14 protein-coding genes are annotated in these 17,089 nt (G+C 66.3%); 5 read left to right on the top strand and 9 right to left on the bottom strand.

The window, feature by feature from the left end:
• Together FBZ87_RS29380 and FBZ87_RS26055 are read left to right on the top strand one after the other, a co-directional pair.
• Window positions 1-612: MBG domain-containing protein (locus tag FBZ87_RS29380; protein WP_186454987.1), on the top strand; the 612-nt coding region annotated here is incomplete at its 5' end.
• A gap of 77 nt (window positions 613-689) precedes the next feature.
• The gene (locus FBZ87_RS26055) at window positions 690-2,459 is read left to right on the top strand and encodes a ShlB/FhaC/HecB family hemolysin secretion/activation protein (protein ID WP_186454986.1); all 1,770 of its coding nucleotides are present in this window, start codon (window positions 690-692) and stop codon (window positions 2,457-2,459) included.
• Between the two features lie 46 nt (window positions 2,460-2,505).
• Here the strand turns inward: FBZ87_RS26055 and FBZ87_RS26050 are convergent, their stop codons facing one another.
• A complete protein-coding gene (locus FBZ87_RS26050; protein ID WP_145613493.1) occupies window positions 2,506-3,456 on the bottom strand; it encodes an amidohydrolase family protein in 951 nt (316 codons plus the stop codon).
• Between the two features lie 96 nt (window positions 3,457-3,552).
• A complete protein-coding gene (locus FBZ87_RS26045; protein WP_145613492.1) occupies window positions 3,553-4,653 on the bottom strand; it encodes an alpha/beta hydrolase family protein in 1,101 nt (366 codons plus the stop codon).
• A 236-nt stretch (window positions 4,654-4,889) separates the two neighbouring features.
• Here FBZ87_RS26045 and FBZ87_RS26040 point away from each other — a divergent pair, with 236 nt between their 5' ends.
• The 3 genes from FBZ87_RS26040 to FBZ87_RS26030 all read left to right on the top strand — a co-directional run bounded on the left by FBZ87_RS26040 (window position 4,890) and on the right by FBZ87_RS26030 (window position 8,388).
• Window positions 4,890-5,591 (top strand): TetR/AcrR family transcriptional regulator, encoded by a 702-nt coding sequence (locus FBZ87_RS26040; RefSeq protein WP_145613491.1) that lies wholly within the window; start codon window positions 4,890-4,892, stop codon window positions 5,589-5,591.
• A gap of 126 nt (window positions 5,592-5,717) precedes the next feature.
• Complete coding sequence (locus FBZ87_RS26035; RefSeq protein ID WP_145613490.1) at window positions 5,718-7,196, top strand: FAD-dependent monooxygenase; 1,479 nt, start codon at window positions 5,718-5,720, stop codon at window positions 7,194-7,196.
• Between the two features lie 76 nt (window positions 7,197-7,272).
• Window positions 7,273-8,388: a THUMP domain-containing class I SAM-dependent RNA methyltransferase gene (locus FBZ87_RS26030; RefSeq protein ID WP_145613489.1), complete on the top strand. Its 1,116-nt coding sequence runs from the start codon at window positions 7,273-7,275 to the stop codon at window positions 8,386-8,388.
• Window positions 8,389-9,166: 778 nt separating this feature from the next.
• On the opposite strand, the gene FBZ87_RS26025 is transcribed toward FBZ87_RS26030, so the two are convergent.
• The 7 genes from FBZ87_RS26025 to FBZ87_RS25995 all read right to left on the bottom strand — a co-directional run bounded on the left by FBZ87_RS26025 (window position 9,167) and on the right by FBZ87_RS25995 (window position 16,615).
• Window positions 9,167-10,510: an NAD(P)/FAD-dependent oxidoreductase gene (locus FBZ87_RS26025; RefSeq protein ID WP_422394439.1), complete on the bottom strand. Its 1,344-nt coding sequence runs from the start codon at window positions 10,508-10,510 to the stop codon at window positions 9,167-9,169.
• A 10-nt stretch (window positions 10,511-10,520) separates the two neighbouring features.
• On the bottom strand, window positions 10,521-11,969 hold the full coding sequence (locus FBZ87_RS26020) for an aldehyde dehydrogenase family protein (protein ID WP_246134612.1): 1,449 nt from the start codon (window positions 11,967-11,969) through the stop codon (window positions 10,521-10,523).
• Between the two features lie 104 nt (window positions 11,970-12,073).
• A complete protein-coding gene (locus FBZ87_RS26015) occupies window positions 12,074-12,499 on the bottom strand; it encodes a RidA family protein (protein ID WP_145613487.1) in 426 nt (141 codons plus the stop codon).
• 5 nt (window positions 12,500-12,504) lie between these two features.
• A complete protein-coding gene (locus tag FBZ87_RS26010; RefSeq protein ID WP_145613486.1) occupies window positions 12,505-13,680 on the bottom strand; it encodes an alanine racemase in 1,176 nt (391 codons plus the stop codon).
• A gap of 135 nt (window positions 13,681-13,815) precedes the next feature.
• Complete coding sequence (locus tag FBZ87_RS26005; RefSeq protein WP_211107209.1) at window positions 13,816-15,219, bottom strand: acetyltransferase domain-containing protein; 1,404 nt, start codon at window positions 15,217-15,219, stop codon at window positions 13,816-13,818.
• Window positions 15,216-15,950 (bottom strand): cupin domain-containing protein, encoded by a 735-nt coding sequence (locus FBZ87_RS26000; RefSeq protein ID WP_145613485.1) that lies wholly within the window; start codon window positions 15,948-15,950, stop codon window positions 15,216-15,218. The genes FBZ87_RS26005 and FBZ87_RS26000 overlap by 4 nt, the downstream gene beginning before the upstream one ends.
• Entirely contained in the window at window positions 15,947-16,615 is a 669-nt protein-coding gene (locus tag FBZ87_RS25995) for a haloacid dehalogenase type II (RefSeq protein WP_145613484.1), read from the bottom strand. Before FBZ87_RS25995 ends, FBZ87_RS26000 begins: the two co-directional genes overlap by 4 nt.
• Window positions 16,616-17,089: the final 474 nt, after the last annotated feature.

Raw genomic sequence — 17,089 nt, 5'->3', positions numbered from 1 at the left:
CTGGGCGGCACCCTGACGGTCAGCGGCGCCGGCACCAACGCCGGCAGCTACACCCTCACCCCCGGCGGCCTCACCAGCGCCAACTACGACATCAGCTATGTCGCCGGCACCCTGACGGTGAACAAGGCCGCCCTGACCGTCACCGCCAACGACGTCACCGTCGCCTTCGGCGACACCCCGGCCTACAGCGCCAGGTACAACGGCTTCGTGAATGGCGAAACGGCCGCCGTCCTGGGCGGCAGCCTGGTCTACAACGGTGGCGGGACAGCGTCCGGCACCTACACGATCACGCCGGGGGGCCTCACGTCCGGCAATTACCTCATCAGCTACGTCGCCGGCACCCTGACGGTGCAGGCGGACACGTCACCGCCCCTGGTGGTACCCGAGGTGCCGTCCTCCACCCACTTCGTGGACCAGCCCTCCGGCAAAGTGCCCTTCACCCCCACCCAGCCCCTGGTGGGGTCAGACTACTCGCAGGGCAACTATCGCGTCATCTACCTGGCGCCACCCGCCACGGCCACCGGCGCCATCACCAACACCTCGACCTTCTCCGCCGCCCACCAGGATGGGACGGATGAGACGGAGTTCGACATCGCCAAGCGGTGGCGCTGAAGCGCGCCATGATCGTCCCCTCCGCCCCCACGCCCGCCATCCCTTCTCCCACGACCGCCTCCATGCCCAGGAATTCCATGTCCGTCCCTCCGGCACGCGTTCTCACCGCCCTGCTCTTGGCCGGCCTGTCGCTGACGTCCCTGCGGGCGCAGGCGCAGAGCTATGAGCGCATCGCGCCCAAGGAGCCGCCCGCAAAGGCGCCGGTGGACCAGCCGCCACAGCCGCCCATGCCGGCCGCCCCCGCGCCCGAGTCAGACCGGGTGATCCTGTCCCAGCTGAAGGGCCTGGCCTTCGTGCCCTCGCCGGCCGCCGTGAAGCCGCGCGGCAGCACCGTCACCGGCGTGGACACTGGCGGCATCGACATCCTGGACCGCCCCGGCTTCCGCCCCATCGCCGAGGCCTACATCGGCAAGCCCCTGCGCCTGGCGGACCTGAATGAGCTGGCCCGCCACATCGTCGCCTTCTACCGCGACAACGACCATCCGCTGGTCGACGTGCTGGTGCCGGAACAGGATATCGACAACGGCACCGTGCAGGTGGTGGTGCGCGAATTCACGGTGGGCCAGGTGGCGGCCGAGGGCAACGAGTGGTTCGACAGCGCTTTACTGACCCGCCATATCAGCATCCACCCCGGCGACCGGGTGGAGGGTGAGCGCTTGCTGCGCGAGGTCAACGGCCTGAATGAGAACCCCTTCCGCCAGGTGGATCTGGTCTACCGCCCAGGTGCCACGCCGGGTACCACCGATCTGGTGCTGTCCACCCGCGACCGTTTCCCCCTGCGCGTCTACGCCGGCTATGACAACAGCGGCGCGCCCAGCACGGGCCGCGACCGCTGGAACCTGGGTTTCAACTGGGGCAATGCCTTCTGGCAGGATGAGCAACTGTCCTATCAGCTGACCACCAGCAACGATTTCTGGCATGACCGGCCGGGCGGGCGGAACGCCTCCTTTGTCGGCCATTCCCTCAGCTGGCTGGCGCCCCTGCCCTGGCAGGACCGCCTGATGATCTTCGGCAGCTATGAGGAAAGCGTGCCCAATGTGGGCAACGATTTCGGCCTGGTGGGCAAGAGCGGCCAGGCCAGCCTGCGCTATCAAATCCCGTTGGCGCGGACGCCGGATTTCTCCCACCAGCTGGAATTCGGCTACGACTTCAAGACCACCAACAACAATCTGGCCTTCGGTGGCGTCCAGATTTCGCGCACGGCGACGGAGATCAACCAGTTCTCCGCCAACTACAACGCCACCCTGGGTGACGCCTGGGGCAGCACGGGGTGGAGCAACACCCTGGTGTGGAGCCCCGGCGGCCTGACCGGGGACAACACCAACGCCGCTTTCCAGCCGGGCGACAACCAGTCCGGCCGCCTGGGCGCCAAGGCCAACTATCTTTATGTCCGTAGCGAGCTGAACCGCCTGGTGAAGCTGCCGGAAGAGGCGGTCTGGGCCACCCGCGTGGTGGGGCAGCTGAGCAACCGCGCCCTGCTCGACACGGAACAGCTGGGCGCCGGCGGCGCCGACATCCTGCGCGGCTATGACGAGCGCGCGGTGAACGGCGACCAGGGCGTGCTGATCAGCACCGAGTTGCGCAGCCGCGCCTTCAAGCTGGTGCAACGCGGCCCCGATGACGCCCTGCAGCTGCTGGCCTTCTTCGATTACGGCAGCCTGTGGAACCGCAACATCCCGGCCGGGGAGAGTGACAACGTCAACCTGGCCAGCACCGGTGTGGGCCTGGGCTACACCTATGGCACCTATCTGACGGTGAAGTTCGCCTACGGCTGGCAGCTGCGCAAGCTGCCAGGGGCGGCGGAAAAGGGCGAACTCAGCCACGTTTCCGTGACGCTCAGCTATTGACGCGGACCAGCCGCCGGGCAGTCCCGGCGGCTGTCCCGACAAAATCTCAGCCCAGTTTATAGAAGCGGACGGCGTTGTTGTAGAAGATGTCCCGCCTCTGGTCCTCCGTCAGGAAAGGGGCCGACTTGATGCGGTCGACGGCTAGGCCGATGGCGTCCGGCCAATACATCTGGTCCGTCCCGAACATGATGCGCTTGCCGAAGCCGGCGTCGACCAGGGCCTTCAGGTAGTCGTTGAAGGCCGGTCGCGGCAGCAGCCAGTCGATGGCGCCCGTATCCGCATAGACATTGGGATACAGCATCAGCATGGCCATGGTGTCTTCCAGGTAGGGCCAGCCGCAATGCATGAGGTTCAGGCGCAGCTTGGGATGCTTGTTCAGCGCCTCCTCGACATATTCGGGATTGCCGAAGCGGGCCCGGGCGGTGCGACAGCAGGGGTCAAAGGTGGTGCCCTCGGGCATGGTGCCGGTGTGCAAGGCCACCGGAATGTCCAGTTCTTCCGCCAGGGACAGGTAGGGGTCGTATTGCGGGTCGCTCAACGGCAGGCCGGCATACTGGGACGTCAGTTCCCCCAGCACCTGCAGCTTGCCCTGCGCGTGCAGCTTGCGCAGGTCCTCTAGTGGTGGCAGAGGCGTATCCGCCGATCCGCGGATGCCGGCGCCCACCAGGATGCGGCCGGCGTCCCGGTCGTGCCAGTCCACGGCAGCTTGCAGCCGGTCACCGTCGCCGCCGCTGACCACGCCCCTGACCACGTTCAGGCGTTTCATCTCCGCCAGGCAGGCCGTGAGGTGGTCGGCCCCGGTCTTGATAGGGCTCTTGGCGCCAGTGATGGGATTGACGATGGGGTTTTCGAAGCGCATCGACGCTGGATAGGCGTGCAGATGGACATCGATGATGGGCGGATTGGTCGCCGTCGCGGCCATCAGGGGGTGCGGCAAGGCCAGCATGGCCAAGGTGCCGCCGCCGAGCTTCAGGAAGCCTCTACGGCCACTCTGCATATCATTCCTCCCAGGGGTTTATTGTCGTTGAGAACTGCAAGGCGGGCCAGCCGCCACTGCAGGATGTGACGGGTGCCACCTGGACGAAAGGGCCAGTTAGGGCCGCCCGCCCGGTGACAGCGTGTCTTGGAACAGGCGGATCGCCTCCGCCAGGGCGGTCGCATGGGCGCGCTCCGCCTCTGGCGCCCACGCGCAAAGTTTGAGTACCGTTCGGCCATGGGGCGTGCAGATGCCCACGAAGCTGTAGTGGGCCGCCCCCGGCACCATCACCAATCGCGCATCCTTGACCAGGCGCGCCGCCACCGCCGCCTCGGTGGCGGCGGGTACCAGCGGATCGCTGTCCCCCACCACCAGGGTGGTCCGGGCGGTGACGCGCCCCAGGCTTTCCGGCGACAGCATCTGCACGGGCGGCGCGATGGCCAGGATGGCGCGCACGCCGGGAAAGGCGGCTCCGTCCGATGCCCGGGCGGCCGCCTGGTCCAACCCCAGCAGATGGATGCCGTCGCGCTGGGTGAGATGCGGGGCATCCGGTGTTTCCGGGGCCGTGTCGCAAACCTTGTCCGCCGGACGGGTGGCGCAGAAATCATCGAAATGTCTGGGATCGATGAGGGCGCCGCCCAGGGCCAGCGCCGTCATGCCCCCCATGGAAAAACCCGCCGCGCCGACATGCGCCATGTCGACGTGCGGGCCCAGAGCCGGATCGGTCGCCATGGCGCGCACGGCGGCGATCAGGTCGCGGGGCCGCTCCCACCACGCGGTTCCACCCACCGGGGTGCGATCCAGCGCGTTGTTGCCGGGGTGGCTGACCCCGACGACGACAAAGCCGCGCGCCGCCAATCCACCACCCAGCCAGAACAAGTCCTCGGCACTGCCACCGAAGCCGGGGGACAGCAGGACGACCGGGTGTCTCCCGGGCGCCGGCTCCGCATCGATGGCGGCGAGCCCGCCCACCAGCAACGCCTGGCCCGGCGGACCGACGTCCACCTCCTCCTGCGCCGTTCCCTCCACCGCCGGATACCAGATCGTGACATCCAGCAATGGCCGATGATCGCTGCGCCGTGCCGCCGCGCTGGCAAGCGGTACCTCGCGATAGGTCAGCCCTACGGGGGCGGCCTCCGCGGCGGGCACAGCGGCCCACAGGAAGGTGGCCCACAGGAAGATGGCCGGGCACATGCGTTTCAGGATCAATTTTGCCATAACCGTCGTAAGGTTCATAATTGAGTGAATCACTGATACACTCATGACGCCGCCTGGACAAGGCCTTTGGCACGGTCCTCCTGCCGTTCGGCTGTTTTCCACTGACGTCATAGAGGCTTGGCGATGTTCATGAAGGACGCCCAAGGAACCGTCGGCTATTCTCCCCCGCCGCCGACATAATCCGCTCCTGCTCGCCGGGGGCGGGCATGGGTTGGCTCGGGGACGGAGGGTGAGAGATGCGCAGATCGAGCCGGCTGGGACTACGCCCGCTCCGTGAGATCGCTGAGGCGGGGTTGCAGTGCTTCACCCAGCGCGGCTTTCGCCTGACCCAGATGTCGGATATCGGGGCGGAACTGCGCATGTCGCCCTCCGCCGCCTACCGCTATGTCGAGAGCAAGGAAGCCCTGTTCCATATCGCAGCACTGCATGCCGCCGGCATATCGTTGGACGATCTGCCAATGCCGGTGGCGGTGGGCGATCTCGCGGAAACGGTCCTGTCGATCGAGGCCATCGTCCATTCCTGGCCGCGCTGGCCGGCGCTGCGGGCTGCCCTGGATCATCCCTTGCCGCTATCCCAGCTTGAGAACGAGGCGGCGGGCATCGCGACCGAGCTATACGATTTCCTGGCCGCCACCTGGCGCCTGATCGTCCTCTTCGACCGCACCGCCAACGACATCCCCAGCCTGAAAACGGTCTTTACCCAACAGTACCGCGCACCCTATCTCGCCGATATCGTAACATGGTTCGAGCGCCGATATGCGGGCGGCGGACCGGCGGAAGCCTTGGCTCGTTCCGGTATCGAAGCGATCAGCTGGCTGGCCATGCGGCGGAGAACGGACCCGGCAGCGGCCGCCATCACCGAGGAAGAGGCGCGACGCGGCGCCACGCACTGCCTGCACGCGCTGCTGCAGGCTTCTCAGCGGCCGCCGCAGACGTGACGGTCGGATAGGCGGCCCTGCCCCCGCTCAGCTTATAGATGGCGTTGAAAGAGTTGAGTTCAAGAATTGCCTGATCGCCCTGCCGGTTCATAAAGTCCCGCCCTCCGAAACAAGGAGGCTGGGCAGATGGATAAAGGCACGCGACAGGATCATGCGGTGGTCATCGCCGGTGGCGGCCCCACGGGCCTCATGCTGGCTGCCGAGCTGGCCCTGGCGGGCGTCGACGCGATCGTCGTCGAGCGCCGCCCCAACCAGGACCTGGCGGGAATGCGGGCCGGGGGCCTGCACATCCGCACCATCGAGGTGCTGGACCAGCGCGGCATCGCCGATCGCTTCCTGGCGCTGGGGCAAACCCATCCGGTGGGCCATTTCCACGGCCCCACCCTGGATTTCAGCGACTTCCCCACCCGGCACAGATATTTCCTGGCCCTGTCGCAGAACCACATCGAGCGCTTGCTGGCCGACTGGGCCGGCGAACTCGGCGTGACCATCCTGCGGGGGTGTGAGGTCGCGGGCTTCACCCAAGACGAGGAAGGCGTCGACGTCGCGTTGTCCAACGGCAGGCGGCTGCGCGCGGGATATCTCGTCGGCTGCGACGGTGGGCGTAGCCTCGTCCGCAAAGGGGCGGGTATCGACTTCCCGGGCTGGGACGCGACCAAAAGCTGGCTGATCGCAGAGGCCGAATGGACGGAGGAGCCCGAATGGGGCTTTCGCGCCGACGCCACCGGCACCCATGGCATGGGCAAGATGGAGGATGCCGGCCGTGTCCGCATCGTGCTGACCGAGCGGGAGCTCAAGTCCGGCGGACAGCCCACCCTCGATGAGGTACGGCGGGCGCTGATCCCCATTTATGGCACCGATTACGGTATCCACAGCCCGACCTGGATTTCCCGGTTTACCGACATGGCGCGACAGGCCGCCGCCTATCGCGACCGGAGGGTGCTGCTGGCCGGCGACGCGGCGCATGTCCATCCCCCGATGGGCGGCCAAGGTCTAAACATCGGGGTGCAGGACGCCGTGAACCTGGGCTGGAAACTGGCCCAGGTGATCAAGGGGACAGCGCCGGCCGCCCTGCTGGACACGTATCACCGTGAACGGCACCCGGTGGCGGCACGGGTACTGCTCATTACCATGGCCACCGTGGCGCTGCAGCGCCAGGACGACCGCTCCAAGGCCTTGGGCCAACTCATCTCCGAATTCATGGCCATGGACGCCCCGCGCCAGCACGTCGCCACGCAAATATCGGGCTTGGCCGTTCGTTATGACCTGGGCGAGGGCCATCCGCTGCTGGGGCACCGCATGCCCGACCTTGACCTGATCACGGCCGATGGCCCGCGCCGGCTTTATACCTACCTGCACCAGGCGCGGCCCGTGTTCCTCACCCTCGGGCCAGACGCTGGTATCGACCTCACTCCCTGGGGTGGGCGGTTCCAGAGGGTCGATGCCAGCTATGATGGGCCGTGGGAACTGCCCGCGCTTGGCCCCGTCCCCGCTCCGGCCAGCGTGCTGGTCCGCCCCGATGGCTACGTGGCCTGGGCAGGGCAGCCGGATGACCACGATCTGAAGGCAGCGCTGGCCGCCTGGTTCGGACCGCCCGGGTCTTGAACCCCGCCCCGACGGCACGGAAGCCATGGCGAGAAAGCCCTCGCCGCCTAGGGGGGCGGCGCGATATCAAAGCGCCATGGATGAGCGTGATGACTTTGGTATCTACGTGGTGACCACACCCGGCCTGGAATCCGCACTGTGCGCGGAGATGACGGCGGCCGGCTTCACCGACCCGCAGCCCAGCAAGGGCGGCGTCAGCACCCGGGGCGGCTGGACGGAGGTCTGGCGCGCCAACCTGGACCTGCGCGGCGCCACCCGCGTATTGGTGCGCATCGGCTCCTTCCGCGCCTTACATCTGGCGCAGTTGGACAAACGCGCCCGCCGCTTCCCTTGGGCGGAGTTCCTGCGGCCGGACGTGCCGGTGAAGGTGGAGGCCAGCTGCACCAAGTCCCGCATCTATCACGCCGGCGCCGCGGCGGAGCGCATCACCCGCGCCCTATCGGAGGAGTTGGGCGCCCCCGTCACGGACGATGCCGAAATCGTCATCAAAGCCCGCATCGACGACGACCTCTGCACCTTCAGCATCGACACATCGGGCGAGTCATTGCACAAGCGCGGCCATAAGGAGGCGGTGAACAAGGCCCCGATGCGGGAAACCATGGCCGCCCTGTTCCTGCGCCAGTGCGGCTACGACGGCCATGAGCCCTTGGTCGATCCCATGTGCGGCTCGGGCACCTTCGTGATCGAGGCGGCGGAGATCGCCGCCGGCCTCAAGCCTGGCCGGTCCCGATCCTTCGCCTTCGAGAGGCTTGCCGGCTTCGACGCCGCCGCCTGGGATGCGCTGAAAGCCTCCGCAACCCTTACCGCACCAACCATGCGCTTCCATGGCAGCGACCGTGACGCCGGCGCCGTGAAGATGAGCCAGGACAACGCATCGCGGGCGGGTGTGGCGGACTGGACCGACTTCCGGCGCCAAGCCATCAGCGACCTGACCCCGCCCGACGGCCCGGCCGGCCTGGTCATCGTCAACCCGCCCTATGGCGGGCGCATCGGCGACACCAAGCAGCTCTATGCCCTATATGGCAGCTTGGGCAAGGTGCTGCGCGAGCGCTTCCACGGCTGGCGCGTCGGCATCATCACCAATGAACCGGCCCTGGCCAAAGTGACCGACCTCTCCTTCCTGCCCACCGGCGCGCCGGTGCTGCATGGCGGCATCAAGGTGATCCTATATCGGACGGCGCCCCTGGCCTGAGCGCCGCCGGCCGGCTTCCTGTCCCGATCCGATCGCCAAGGCCATAAAAAGCAAAACCCCCGCCTGCGCAATGCGGGCGGGGGTTTTGGGATTTGGTTGCGGGGGCAGGATTTAGCTGCGCTGGCCTTCGGGGCTGTTTCGCCGGGCTCCCGCCCGGCGGCCCCTTGGCTGAACCTGCTCTCTCCCCAGGGTCACTTCTCAGCCTGGAGCCAGAATCGCAAAGGCCCCCATGCTTACACATGGAGGCCTTTGCGATTGGTTGCGGGGGCCCGCAACCATCTTAACTTGCTGTTTCGGGCAGCCGCCTGACGGAAACAGCCATATCTCCTTCATCCAAAAGCAGCAATGATGACCGCCCAGATGATGGCGCTACACTTGATGCTCAATAAGAGTCTTTATGTCGATGTGCTTTAACGTTAAAGCCGCCTGGCGCCCAGAAGGGCCAGTGTCGGCAAACTGAAGCGCGCCGGGATTGTCGGAGGCGTTTTGGTTTGAGTCAGGCGGCCATGGCCGGAGTGTCCGTCATGGCGTGGAAGCGAGCCTCAGCTTCGGCGGGCGCTGCCGTGAAGTATCTGGCCCATAGTGCATCCCTCCATTCCTGTGAGGTCATTGCACCATCAATCCCTGGGACCGAACACCTAGAATTAGATGCTATTCGGACTGTCTGGCGGTTCTTATGTCAGATGGCGGAGAAAATGGCGCAGGGTCAGCTGCTTCTCTGCTCGAAATACCGCATCGTCGGCCCTAAATGCCGACGCTGTCGCGCTAGTTCTACTACTCAGAAGTCCGCGACATCGATTTTCTCGCCCTTGTCGAAGCGTGATAGGGCATAAGGGCGAGGATCGACGATCGGTGTGGAGCCCGTTGCAAGATCAGCGATCAGGTGCCCCGCGCCAGGTCCGATGCCGAAGCCGTGGCCACTGAATCCCGCCGCAAGGATGAAGCCAGGGACGTCGGGTATCTCACCAATCACTGGGACGCCATCGGGCGTGCTATCGATATAGCCGGCCCAGGTGTTCATGACTGGAGCGGCCCTAAGGGCAGGAACGAGGTCGACCGCCCGCTTCACTGTCAGGCGTACCGTGCGCGGATCCGGCGTTGGATCTAGAACACGCATCCGCTCCATCGGCGTCGACTGATCGACGGTCCAGCGGGAGCCCGTTTCATGACCGGAGCGCCAGCCTTCCAGCCCCCCCGGCGACAGGCTGCGCCAGCGCCGCAGGAACATGGGCAGGAATTCGCGGTGGAAGCGGAAGAACTGGGGTGTCGGATCGACCCGCGCCCACCCGCTGATCGACAGGGTATGACACCCGTCGCCACGGCGCGTGATCGACACCGACTTGGTGTGAAGGGCGTCCGGCAAATCGATCTGGTCGCTGGCCACCGCGACAATGGACTGGCGCACCGATGCCTGGGGGAAGCGAATGCCCAACTGATGACAAAAGGAAGAGGCCCACGCGCCGCCGGTGTGTATGGCCAGCTTCGTACGGATGGTGCCCTTTTCGGTAATGACGCCGCTCACTGCGCCGCCCGCCAGTTCGATGCCCCGCGCGGCACAGCCTTGATGAACGGTGCCGCCGTGCCGCATCGCCGCCTTTGCCGCCGCCGGGGCCGCGAGCCCGGGGTCGGCGATGCCGTCGGTCGGGGCCAACACGCCCCCCCGCCAACGCCGCCCCGTGAAACCGCCCCGTTCGGTCGCCTCGGCGCCATCGAGCATCCGCGTGCTGACGCCGACCGTCCGCGCGAAGGCGCCCCAGCGGGCCCAGGTGTCCAGTTCCTCTTCGTCGTTGCTCAGATAAAACAAGCCGCAGCGTCGAAATCCGGCATCCTCACCACTGTCGGCGGCGAAGCGGTCCCAAAGATCGAGGCTCTTGGTTGATATCGGCAGTTCACGCGCATCGCGGTTCTGCTGCCGGCACCAGCCCCAGTTGCGGCTCGATTGCTCACCGCCGACCACGCCCTTCTCGACCAGCGCGACCTTCAGGCCCCGCATCGCGAGATAATAGGTGGCGAAGGCGCCGACGATGCCGCCACCGATCACCACGGCATCGGCCTCGGTGGGCAAGGCGGGGGAGGACTGGATGAGACGTAGAGGCGCCGACATGGCGATGCGATCTCCCATGAGACGAAGGTCAGGCGTAGCCGAGTATGGCCTTGGTTTCGAGGTACTCCTCGACACCGAAGACCCCGTATTCCCGGCCGTTGCCCGACCGCTTGTAGCCGCCGAACGGCGCGTGGGGATCCCAGGCGGGATGATTGAGATGAACCTGCCCGGTGCGGATGCGGCGAGCGACATCGCGCGCGCGTTCGATATCGCCCCCCTGGACGTGACCGCCCAGCCCGAAGACCGTGTCGTTGGCGATATCGACGGCCTCGTCCACATCGTCGTAAGGCATGACGCACAGGACAGGCCCGAAGATTTCCTCCTGCGCGACCCTCATCGCGCGCGTGACGCCCGAAAAGATCGTCGGGCGGACATAGAAGCCGCGGGTCCTGCCCTCCGGACGCCCGGGCCCGCCGCAGACCAAAGTGGCACCCTCCGCGATACCTGCGGCGATCATGGCCTGGACGCGTTCAAACTGGGCGCGGTTGGCGATGGGGCCCAAGACGGTCTTCCCGTCGGACGGATCGCCGACGATGATGGCCCTGGCCGTCGCCCGGGCGATGGCCTCCACCTCCGCCATTCGGGCCCGGGGCACGATCATGCGGGTGGGCGCGCTGCAGGACTGGCCAACATTGCGGAACGCGGCCATGACACCCAGCGGAACGGCGCGCGGGAAATCGGCATCGGGCAGGAAAACGTTGGGCGACTTGCCGCCCAGTTCCTGTGTCACCCGCTTGACGGTCACCGCCGCCGCCTGGGCGACCAGCACGCCAGCCCGGTTGGAACCGGTGATCGAGATCATGTCGATACCGGGATGGGCCGCCATGGCCGCCCCGATTTCCGGGCCGGTGCCGTTGACCAAGTTGAAGACACCTGGCGGCGTGCCCGCGTCGTGCATGATTTCGGCAAACAGCAACGCGTTCAGCGGTGACAACTCGCTGGGCTTCAGCACCACGGTGCATCCGGCAGCCAGGGCCGGGGCGACCTTCGCCGTTATTTGGTACAGCGGCCAGTTCCACGGCGTGATCAGGCCACAGACCCCGATCGGCTCGCGTACGATGGCGGTGGTGCCCCGCATGGTCAGGAACGGATAGGTCGCCAGCACATCGGCAGCCGCACGGACGTGCGCCGCCGCGAGGGGGACATGGGCGGCGCGGGCATGGCTGATGGCCGCACCCATCTCACGCGACAGCACCTGGGTCAGCGGTTCCGCCCGCTCCAGGATCAGCGCGTGTATGCGCTCAAGCAGCGCACGCCGATCCGCGACCGGCGTGGCGCTGAACGCCGGCAGGGCCGCGCGCGCCGCCGCGACGGCGCGGTCGAGATCGGCGGCGGTCGCCGCCGCGAGTTCGGCGATCACAGCCTCGCTTGCCGGGTCGACCACCGGCAACGACACCGGGCCGGACGCCGGCCCCCATGCCCCGTCGATATAAAGCGCCCGCCCCGGATTCACATCCCCGGCCGCAACCGAATTCATTCCAGATGTCATCGCACCAGATCCTGACGGCGGTAGGCGCCGACGATGGACGGAAACCAGGGCTCGCCGGAATGGCCGGCCCATCGAAAACCTGAAGGCTGCGATCAGATCATGTTCATCGCGCCCTCCCGGGCGCCGGTCGCGCCACACACCGCCACGGCATCGATCTCGACCAGATAGCCGTAATGCAACTCGCCGACCGGAACCACCGTCCGCGCCGGCCGCGCGTCCCCCATCATCTCGGCATAGACCGCGTTGAAGCAGGGCCAATTCTCAACGCCGACGATGTAGGCAGTGACCTTGAGAATATCGCCGGGCCCAGCGCCAGCGGCGCGCAATGCCACCAACACGTTGGACAGCGCCTGCCGGACCTGATCTTCGAACCCCAAATCAGCGGTATGGGAGCCGTCCGCGCGCACGCCGAGTTGGCCCGCCGTGAAGACCAAGCCGCCATAGCGGATGGCATGGCTGTAGTGGCCGCCTGGCCGTGCAAGGCCCTCGGGTTCCAACGTCTCGATCTTCATCTCCATGAGGTTCACCATCCCCGCATCCGTGGCCACGCCGCCACGATGTCGCGGCTGCCGGTTGTGACCACCTGGTAGGCCCAATGCTGAGCCGCCGTCGCGCATGCATGGTTGGGCAGAATACGCACGCGTGCACCGACCGGAAGGTCGGGCAACGCGGCGGCGCTGCCGGGCCGGACCTTGATGATCCCATGCTCCTGGCTGGCATCATCCACGATCAGATCCGGCCACGGCACACCGTCGATATCGCAGACGAGGCCGTACCCTTGATCAACGGGATGGCGTTGCGTCCCCCGGTCGCGAGACATGGCCATCCAGCCAGCGTCAATCAGGATCCAGCCCTTTTCCAGCTTGTGTCCGATGACGGTGGCCAGCACCGAGACGGCGATGTCATCGACCGCGCAGACGCCGATGCCATGCATCACGAGATCGAAGAACATGAAGACACCGGCGCGCACTTCCGTCACACCATCGAGATCGCGGGCGAAATGCGCGGTCGGGGTCGAGCCCACGCTGACCACCGGCGCCGCGTGCCCGTGGCGGCGCAAAGCCTGGGCGGCGGCCACCGCGGCCGCGCGCTCGCCCTCAGCAGCCTCCACCAGGCCCACACCTCCCCGGCACGCGTAGGATTCCCCGGCATGGGTGAGCACACCCCGGACCTCCACCGCCCCTGCCCGCAGAATATCCGCGATCTCGATGATCGCGGCGTTACCGGGGGAAAGCCCGCCGCGATGGCCGTCACAATCGATCTCGATCAACACCGCCGGCATCGCGCCGCCGTCCAGTGCCGTCGTGGCAAGGGCCTGGGCCTGTTCGACGGTATCGATAAGTACCGCGACGTCCACGCCCTGGGCCACAAGGTCACGTATCCGCGGGATCTTCTTCGGCGCCAAGCCGACGGCATAGACGATGTCCGTCGCACCTGCGGCGGCGAAGTATTCCGCTTCAGCTATTGTCGAAACGGTGATCGGCCCCAGGTCACCCGCGAAAAGGCGCTGGGCCACGTCGATCGATTTGGCGGTTTTCACATGCGGTCGGAAGCCAACGCCGAGATGCGCCAAACGCGCCTTCAATCGGGCCACGTTCCGATCGAACCGCGCCACGTCAAGCACCAGCGCCGGGGTCTCAGCCGCGTCAAGGGTCATCTGACCAGAATGGGCGGGCGGCTTGGACAAGGTTTCAATCATCTTGGGTTCTCTTGGAGATTCTTGGAAATGCATGCCGACGATTGGTTGGGCGACCGGTTGGAAAGCGCGGTCAAGCGGGTCCAATGCTGGATCAGGAAGGGGCCGCCACGCGCGCGCTGGTTAAAGCCCCCCGCCTTAAAAGTATTTCAGCCAGGCGATGTCGCGACGGCGCCTCTTGAGGCGGGAGAACCACGCGGTCGGCACGTAGAAGGGAATTATCAAACCGAGATACCAGACGACCACCCAGCCGTAGCTGCCAACCCCGAACACGGTGCCGTGGTTCGAACCCCAGATCGCGAAGGCGATATGATACAGAATACGAAGCGTGCAGAGATGGACGATGTAAAAGAACATCGGCGCCCCACCGAACACCGACAGCACACCGACGAAGCCGGAGTCCCGTACGCGGTCCAGCAAGGCGAGCAGAACCGCGCCGACGCCCAAGGTCGGCAGCAGGAAGAGAAGAGACGGCGGATACTTGGTGAGCGCCAGAAAGCTCATCATCGTGCGCAGCGGATCACCGTCGACGACGAACCACGGCTTGTCGCCATAGATGTTGAGCGCGCGCAACACGACGAAGGCGGCAATCATCCCGAAACCAAGCGTCAGAAGACGGCGCTGGCGCGTTTCCGGGGAAATGTCCGCCTCGAACCACGGACCGATGCCATAGCCCAGCGATATCACACCAATCCACGGAAGAATGGGATAGCTCGTTTTCGCGACGAGGCCGAACGGCAGCGCGATGAAATCGCGCTGATGCAGCTCGGCCCAAAGGATGAACAGCGGATTATCGGGGGTGAGGTGGATGGGATCGAGAAGATTGTGACCGCAGACGATGACCAGGCCTAGGGTGATCAACGCGGGGCGTGGCAGCCGGATCAAGGCCGCCAGCACGATCATGCACACACCGATGCACCAGATGACTTGCAGCCAGAGCATCGGCGGCGATATGCCCCAATAAATGGGCGACAGGATCAGCACCTCGATCGCCATCAGCAGAAGGCCGCGTTTCACCAAATAAGCCGTCGTTTCGCCCCTGGTGTGATTGCTGGCATACAGATAGACGCCGAGACCGGTGAGGGCGACGAAGATGGGCGCACACAGGCTGACCAGCAGACGGGCGAGAAACACCGCCGGCGCAGCCGTCCGGGCATCGACCGGATCGGCGACGGGCACATACAGGAACCACGTCTCGCGAACATGGTCGAGCAGCATGAAGACCATGACCAGCCCGCGCAGCGCGTCGATATTCTGAAGTCGCGGCCGCGCCATCGTCGTGCGCTTCGCGGACGCTTCACTCACCACAAATGATCCAGATCCAACCGACGCGATTTGGCCCATGTCCCGTTCCCCGTGCTTGTCGGCGATGACTTTGTTGCCGTTTATTAAGCCAGCCTCCGCCGGCAACTTCTCCCGTATGTCGCCGAACCGCGCCACCGTCATGCGGCGACATGGACGCAAGGCGATATAAGATACCGTGGCGACGCGCCAGTGGTTGGGGCGCCGGCGGTCCGGGCGCGTGGCCGCCGCGATGGTCACGCGGGACGCTGCGTCGCGTAGACCTTTTTGACATGCGTCTCGCTGATCCACGCGCAGCCATCGCCCCGGATGACCAGGCAAACATCGCCGGCGGAGAAGGTGACGCTGCCGCCCGCGTCAGCGAAAGTGACGCTGCCCTCCAGCAGATGCATGAGCTCGATATGGCGATAGGGCATCTGCCTGCGGTGATAGGGCGTGGAATCCCAGGTCCCGCAAACGAATTCACGACTGGCCGACCAGTAATCGGAATGGTTCCGGCAGGACGGTGTGGGGCCGACCAGTAATTCGGCCAGCGGCGGGTTGGAGGGCGAGAGAGGTGCGGCCTGGTCGATCGTCACCGGCGTCTCCGCCGTCCCGGGCTGGGCCGCCGGGCAGCTGGCGATGACCAGCAGCGTTCCCTCGGCGGCCCGCCAGGTGAAGCTTGTCCCTACTGGCAGCACGGCGCTCATGCCCGCCCGCAGCGAGAGACGGCCGCCATCGCTGTCGATTTCAAGCCCACCGTTCAGAACGAGGACGAATTCGTCTGCCAGCAGGCCATCGACGCCCCCTTCCCCGCGCGGCGCCAGGGCCGCGACGGTGGCCGCGGCGTCGGTAAAGGCCGGCACGGCGCGACCGCCGATCCAGTCGTCCGCAGGGGTCGTGCCGGCCGCATAGGCCCGCAGATCGACAACGGCCCCCACCGGGGCCCCCACCGGGGCCCCCACCAGGCCCTTCAGCGCCTTCGCGGTCATAGTCCCACCAGTGCAGGCAGGCCGCCGATGTTGGGGATGTCGTGGACCTGGTAGTAGCTGTTCAGCGGCTCGTGCCCCCGGTTGACGAAGGCCTTCATGGTGATGCCCATGTCATAGGCGGTCATCAAGTCGTAGCGGAAGCTGGAGGAGCAGTGGAGCACGTCCGCCGGCCCGCAGCCCAGAGTGTCAAACATGAACTCGAAGGCGCGCATCCGCGGCTTGTAGGCCTGGGCCTCCTCCGCCGTGCAGACCGTGTGGAATGGCGCCTGCAGCCTCTCGACGCTGTGGGGGATGAGATCGACCATCGAATTGGACAGAATGACGAGCGGAAACTCGGCCGCGACGCGCTTCAGCGGCTCAACGACGTCGGAATGGGGGTTCCACGTCGGAATGGCGGCATACAGCGCCGCGCCGTCGGCGTCACGATATGGGACCCCCGCCTTCTTGCACGCACGCTGCAGGGCCTCGACCACCACATCGCGGTACGGCCGCCAGGCGCCGAGGACGGCGTCCAGCCTGTAGGCGGAGAAGTCGCGGCAGAACTCTTCCAGCGCCTCCCCCGCCAGGCGGTCGGCGTAAACCGTCCGCGCCACCGGCGCCATCTCGAAGTTGATCAGCGTGCCATAGCAGTCGAACGTGATGAACTTCGGCCGCAAGACAGTCATGGAGGCCCCCTGTCGCTTAAGGTTTTTGGATTTGCGGTCGGCATACCGGCCGGCGCGATTCATAAAAGCCTAGCGCCAACGCGCGACATGATGGCGCCTTTGTTATCGCTCCGATTGGCAGGCTTCCGCGTCAGCGGGCATCGGCGCAGCACGATATACCGTTGTGACGGATGGGTGCCGGCGCCCTGCGATGCGCCTTTGCACACCCGGCACCGGACCGTTATGGTGCCGGCATGCGCCTCCGTTCGCTCCCACAACTCTTCGTCCTGCTATGCATCGCCGCCTGCGTCCTCGGATGGGCTGGCCGGGCGCAGGCCCATGGCGTGGGACGACAAACTGTCATCGAGGTCGCGGCGGCCCCTGTCGCCGTCGTGGCGCCCTCCGTCCTGGTGGCCGACGTGCAGGACCTTGGATGCCAGGACGGCTGTTGCTGCCATGGGATCTCCCCGTGCTGCGCCATGGCCTGCCACGGGG

The organism is Nitrospirillum amazonense (assembly GCF_007828035.1).
Taxonomy (GTDB): Bacteria; Pseudomonadota; Alphaproteobacteria; order Azospirillales; family Azospirillaceae; genus Nitrospirillum; species Nitrospirillum amazonense.
Note: the sequence above shows the minus strand (reverse complement) of the source record. Positions and strands in the feature narration are given on the sequence as shown.

Coding starts and splice junctions, on each gene's coding strand:
- FBZ87_RS26015 (WP_145613487.1), bottom strand. CDS start 12,499: ATGGAGATGAAGATCGAGACGTTGGAACCCGAGGGCCTTGCACGGCCA.
- FBZ87_RS26050 (WP_145613493.1), bottom strand. CDS start 3,456: ATGCAGAGTGGCCGTAGAGGCTTCCTGAAGCTCGGCGGCGGCACCTTG.
- FBZ87_RS26040 (WP_145613491.1), top strand. CDS start 4,890: ATGCGCAGATCGAGCCGGCTGGGACTACGCCCGCTCCGTGAGATCGCT.
- FBZ87_RS26020 (WP_246134612.1), bottom strand. CDS start 11,969: ATGAATTCGGTTGCGGCCGGGGATGTGAATCCGGGGCGGGCGCTTTAT.
- FBZ87_RS26000 (WP_145613485.1), bottom strand. CDS start 15,950: ATGACCGCGAAGGCGCTGAAGGGCCTGGTGGGGGCCCCGGTGGGGGCC.
- FBZ87_RS26055 (WP_186454986.1), top strand. CDS start 690: ATGTCCGTCCCTCCGGCACGCGTTCTCACCGCCCTGCTCTTGGCCGGC.
- FBZ87_RS26010 (WP_145613486.1), bottom strand. CDS start 13,680: ATGATTGAAACCTTGTCCAAGCCGCCCGCCCATTCTGGTCAGATGACC.
- FBZ87_RS25995 (WP_145613484.1), bottom strand. CDS start 16,615: ATGACTGTCTTGCGGCCGAAGTTCATCACGTTCGACTGCTATGGCACG.
- FBZ87_RS26030 (WP_145613489.1), top strand. CDS start 7,273: ATGGATGAGCGTGATGACTTTGGTATCTACGTGGTGACCACACCCGGC.
- FBZ87_RS26045 (WP_145613492.1), bottom strand. CDS start 4,653: ATGGCAAAATTGATCCTGAAACGCATGTGCCCGGCCATCTTCCTGTGG.
- FBZ87_RS26035 (WP_145613490.1), top strand. CDS start 5,718: ATGGATAAAGGCACGCGACAGGATCATGCGGTGGTCATCGCCGGTGGC.
- FBZ87_RS26025 (WP_422394439.1), bottom strand. CDS start 10,510: ATGGGAGATCGCATCGCCATGTCGGCGCCTCTACGTCTCATCCAGTCC.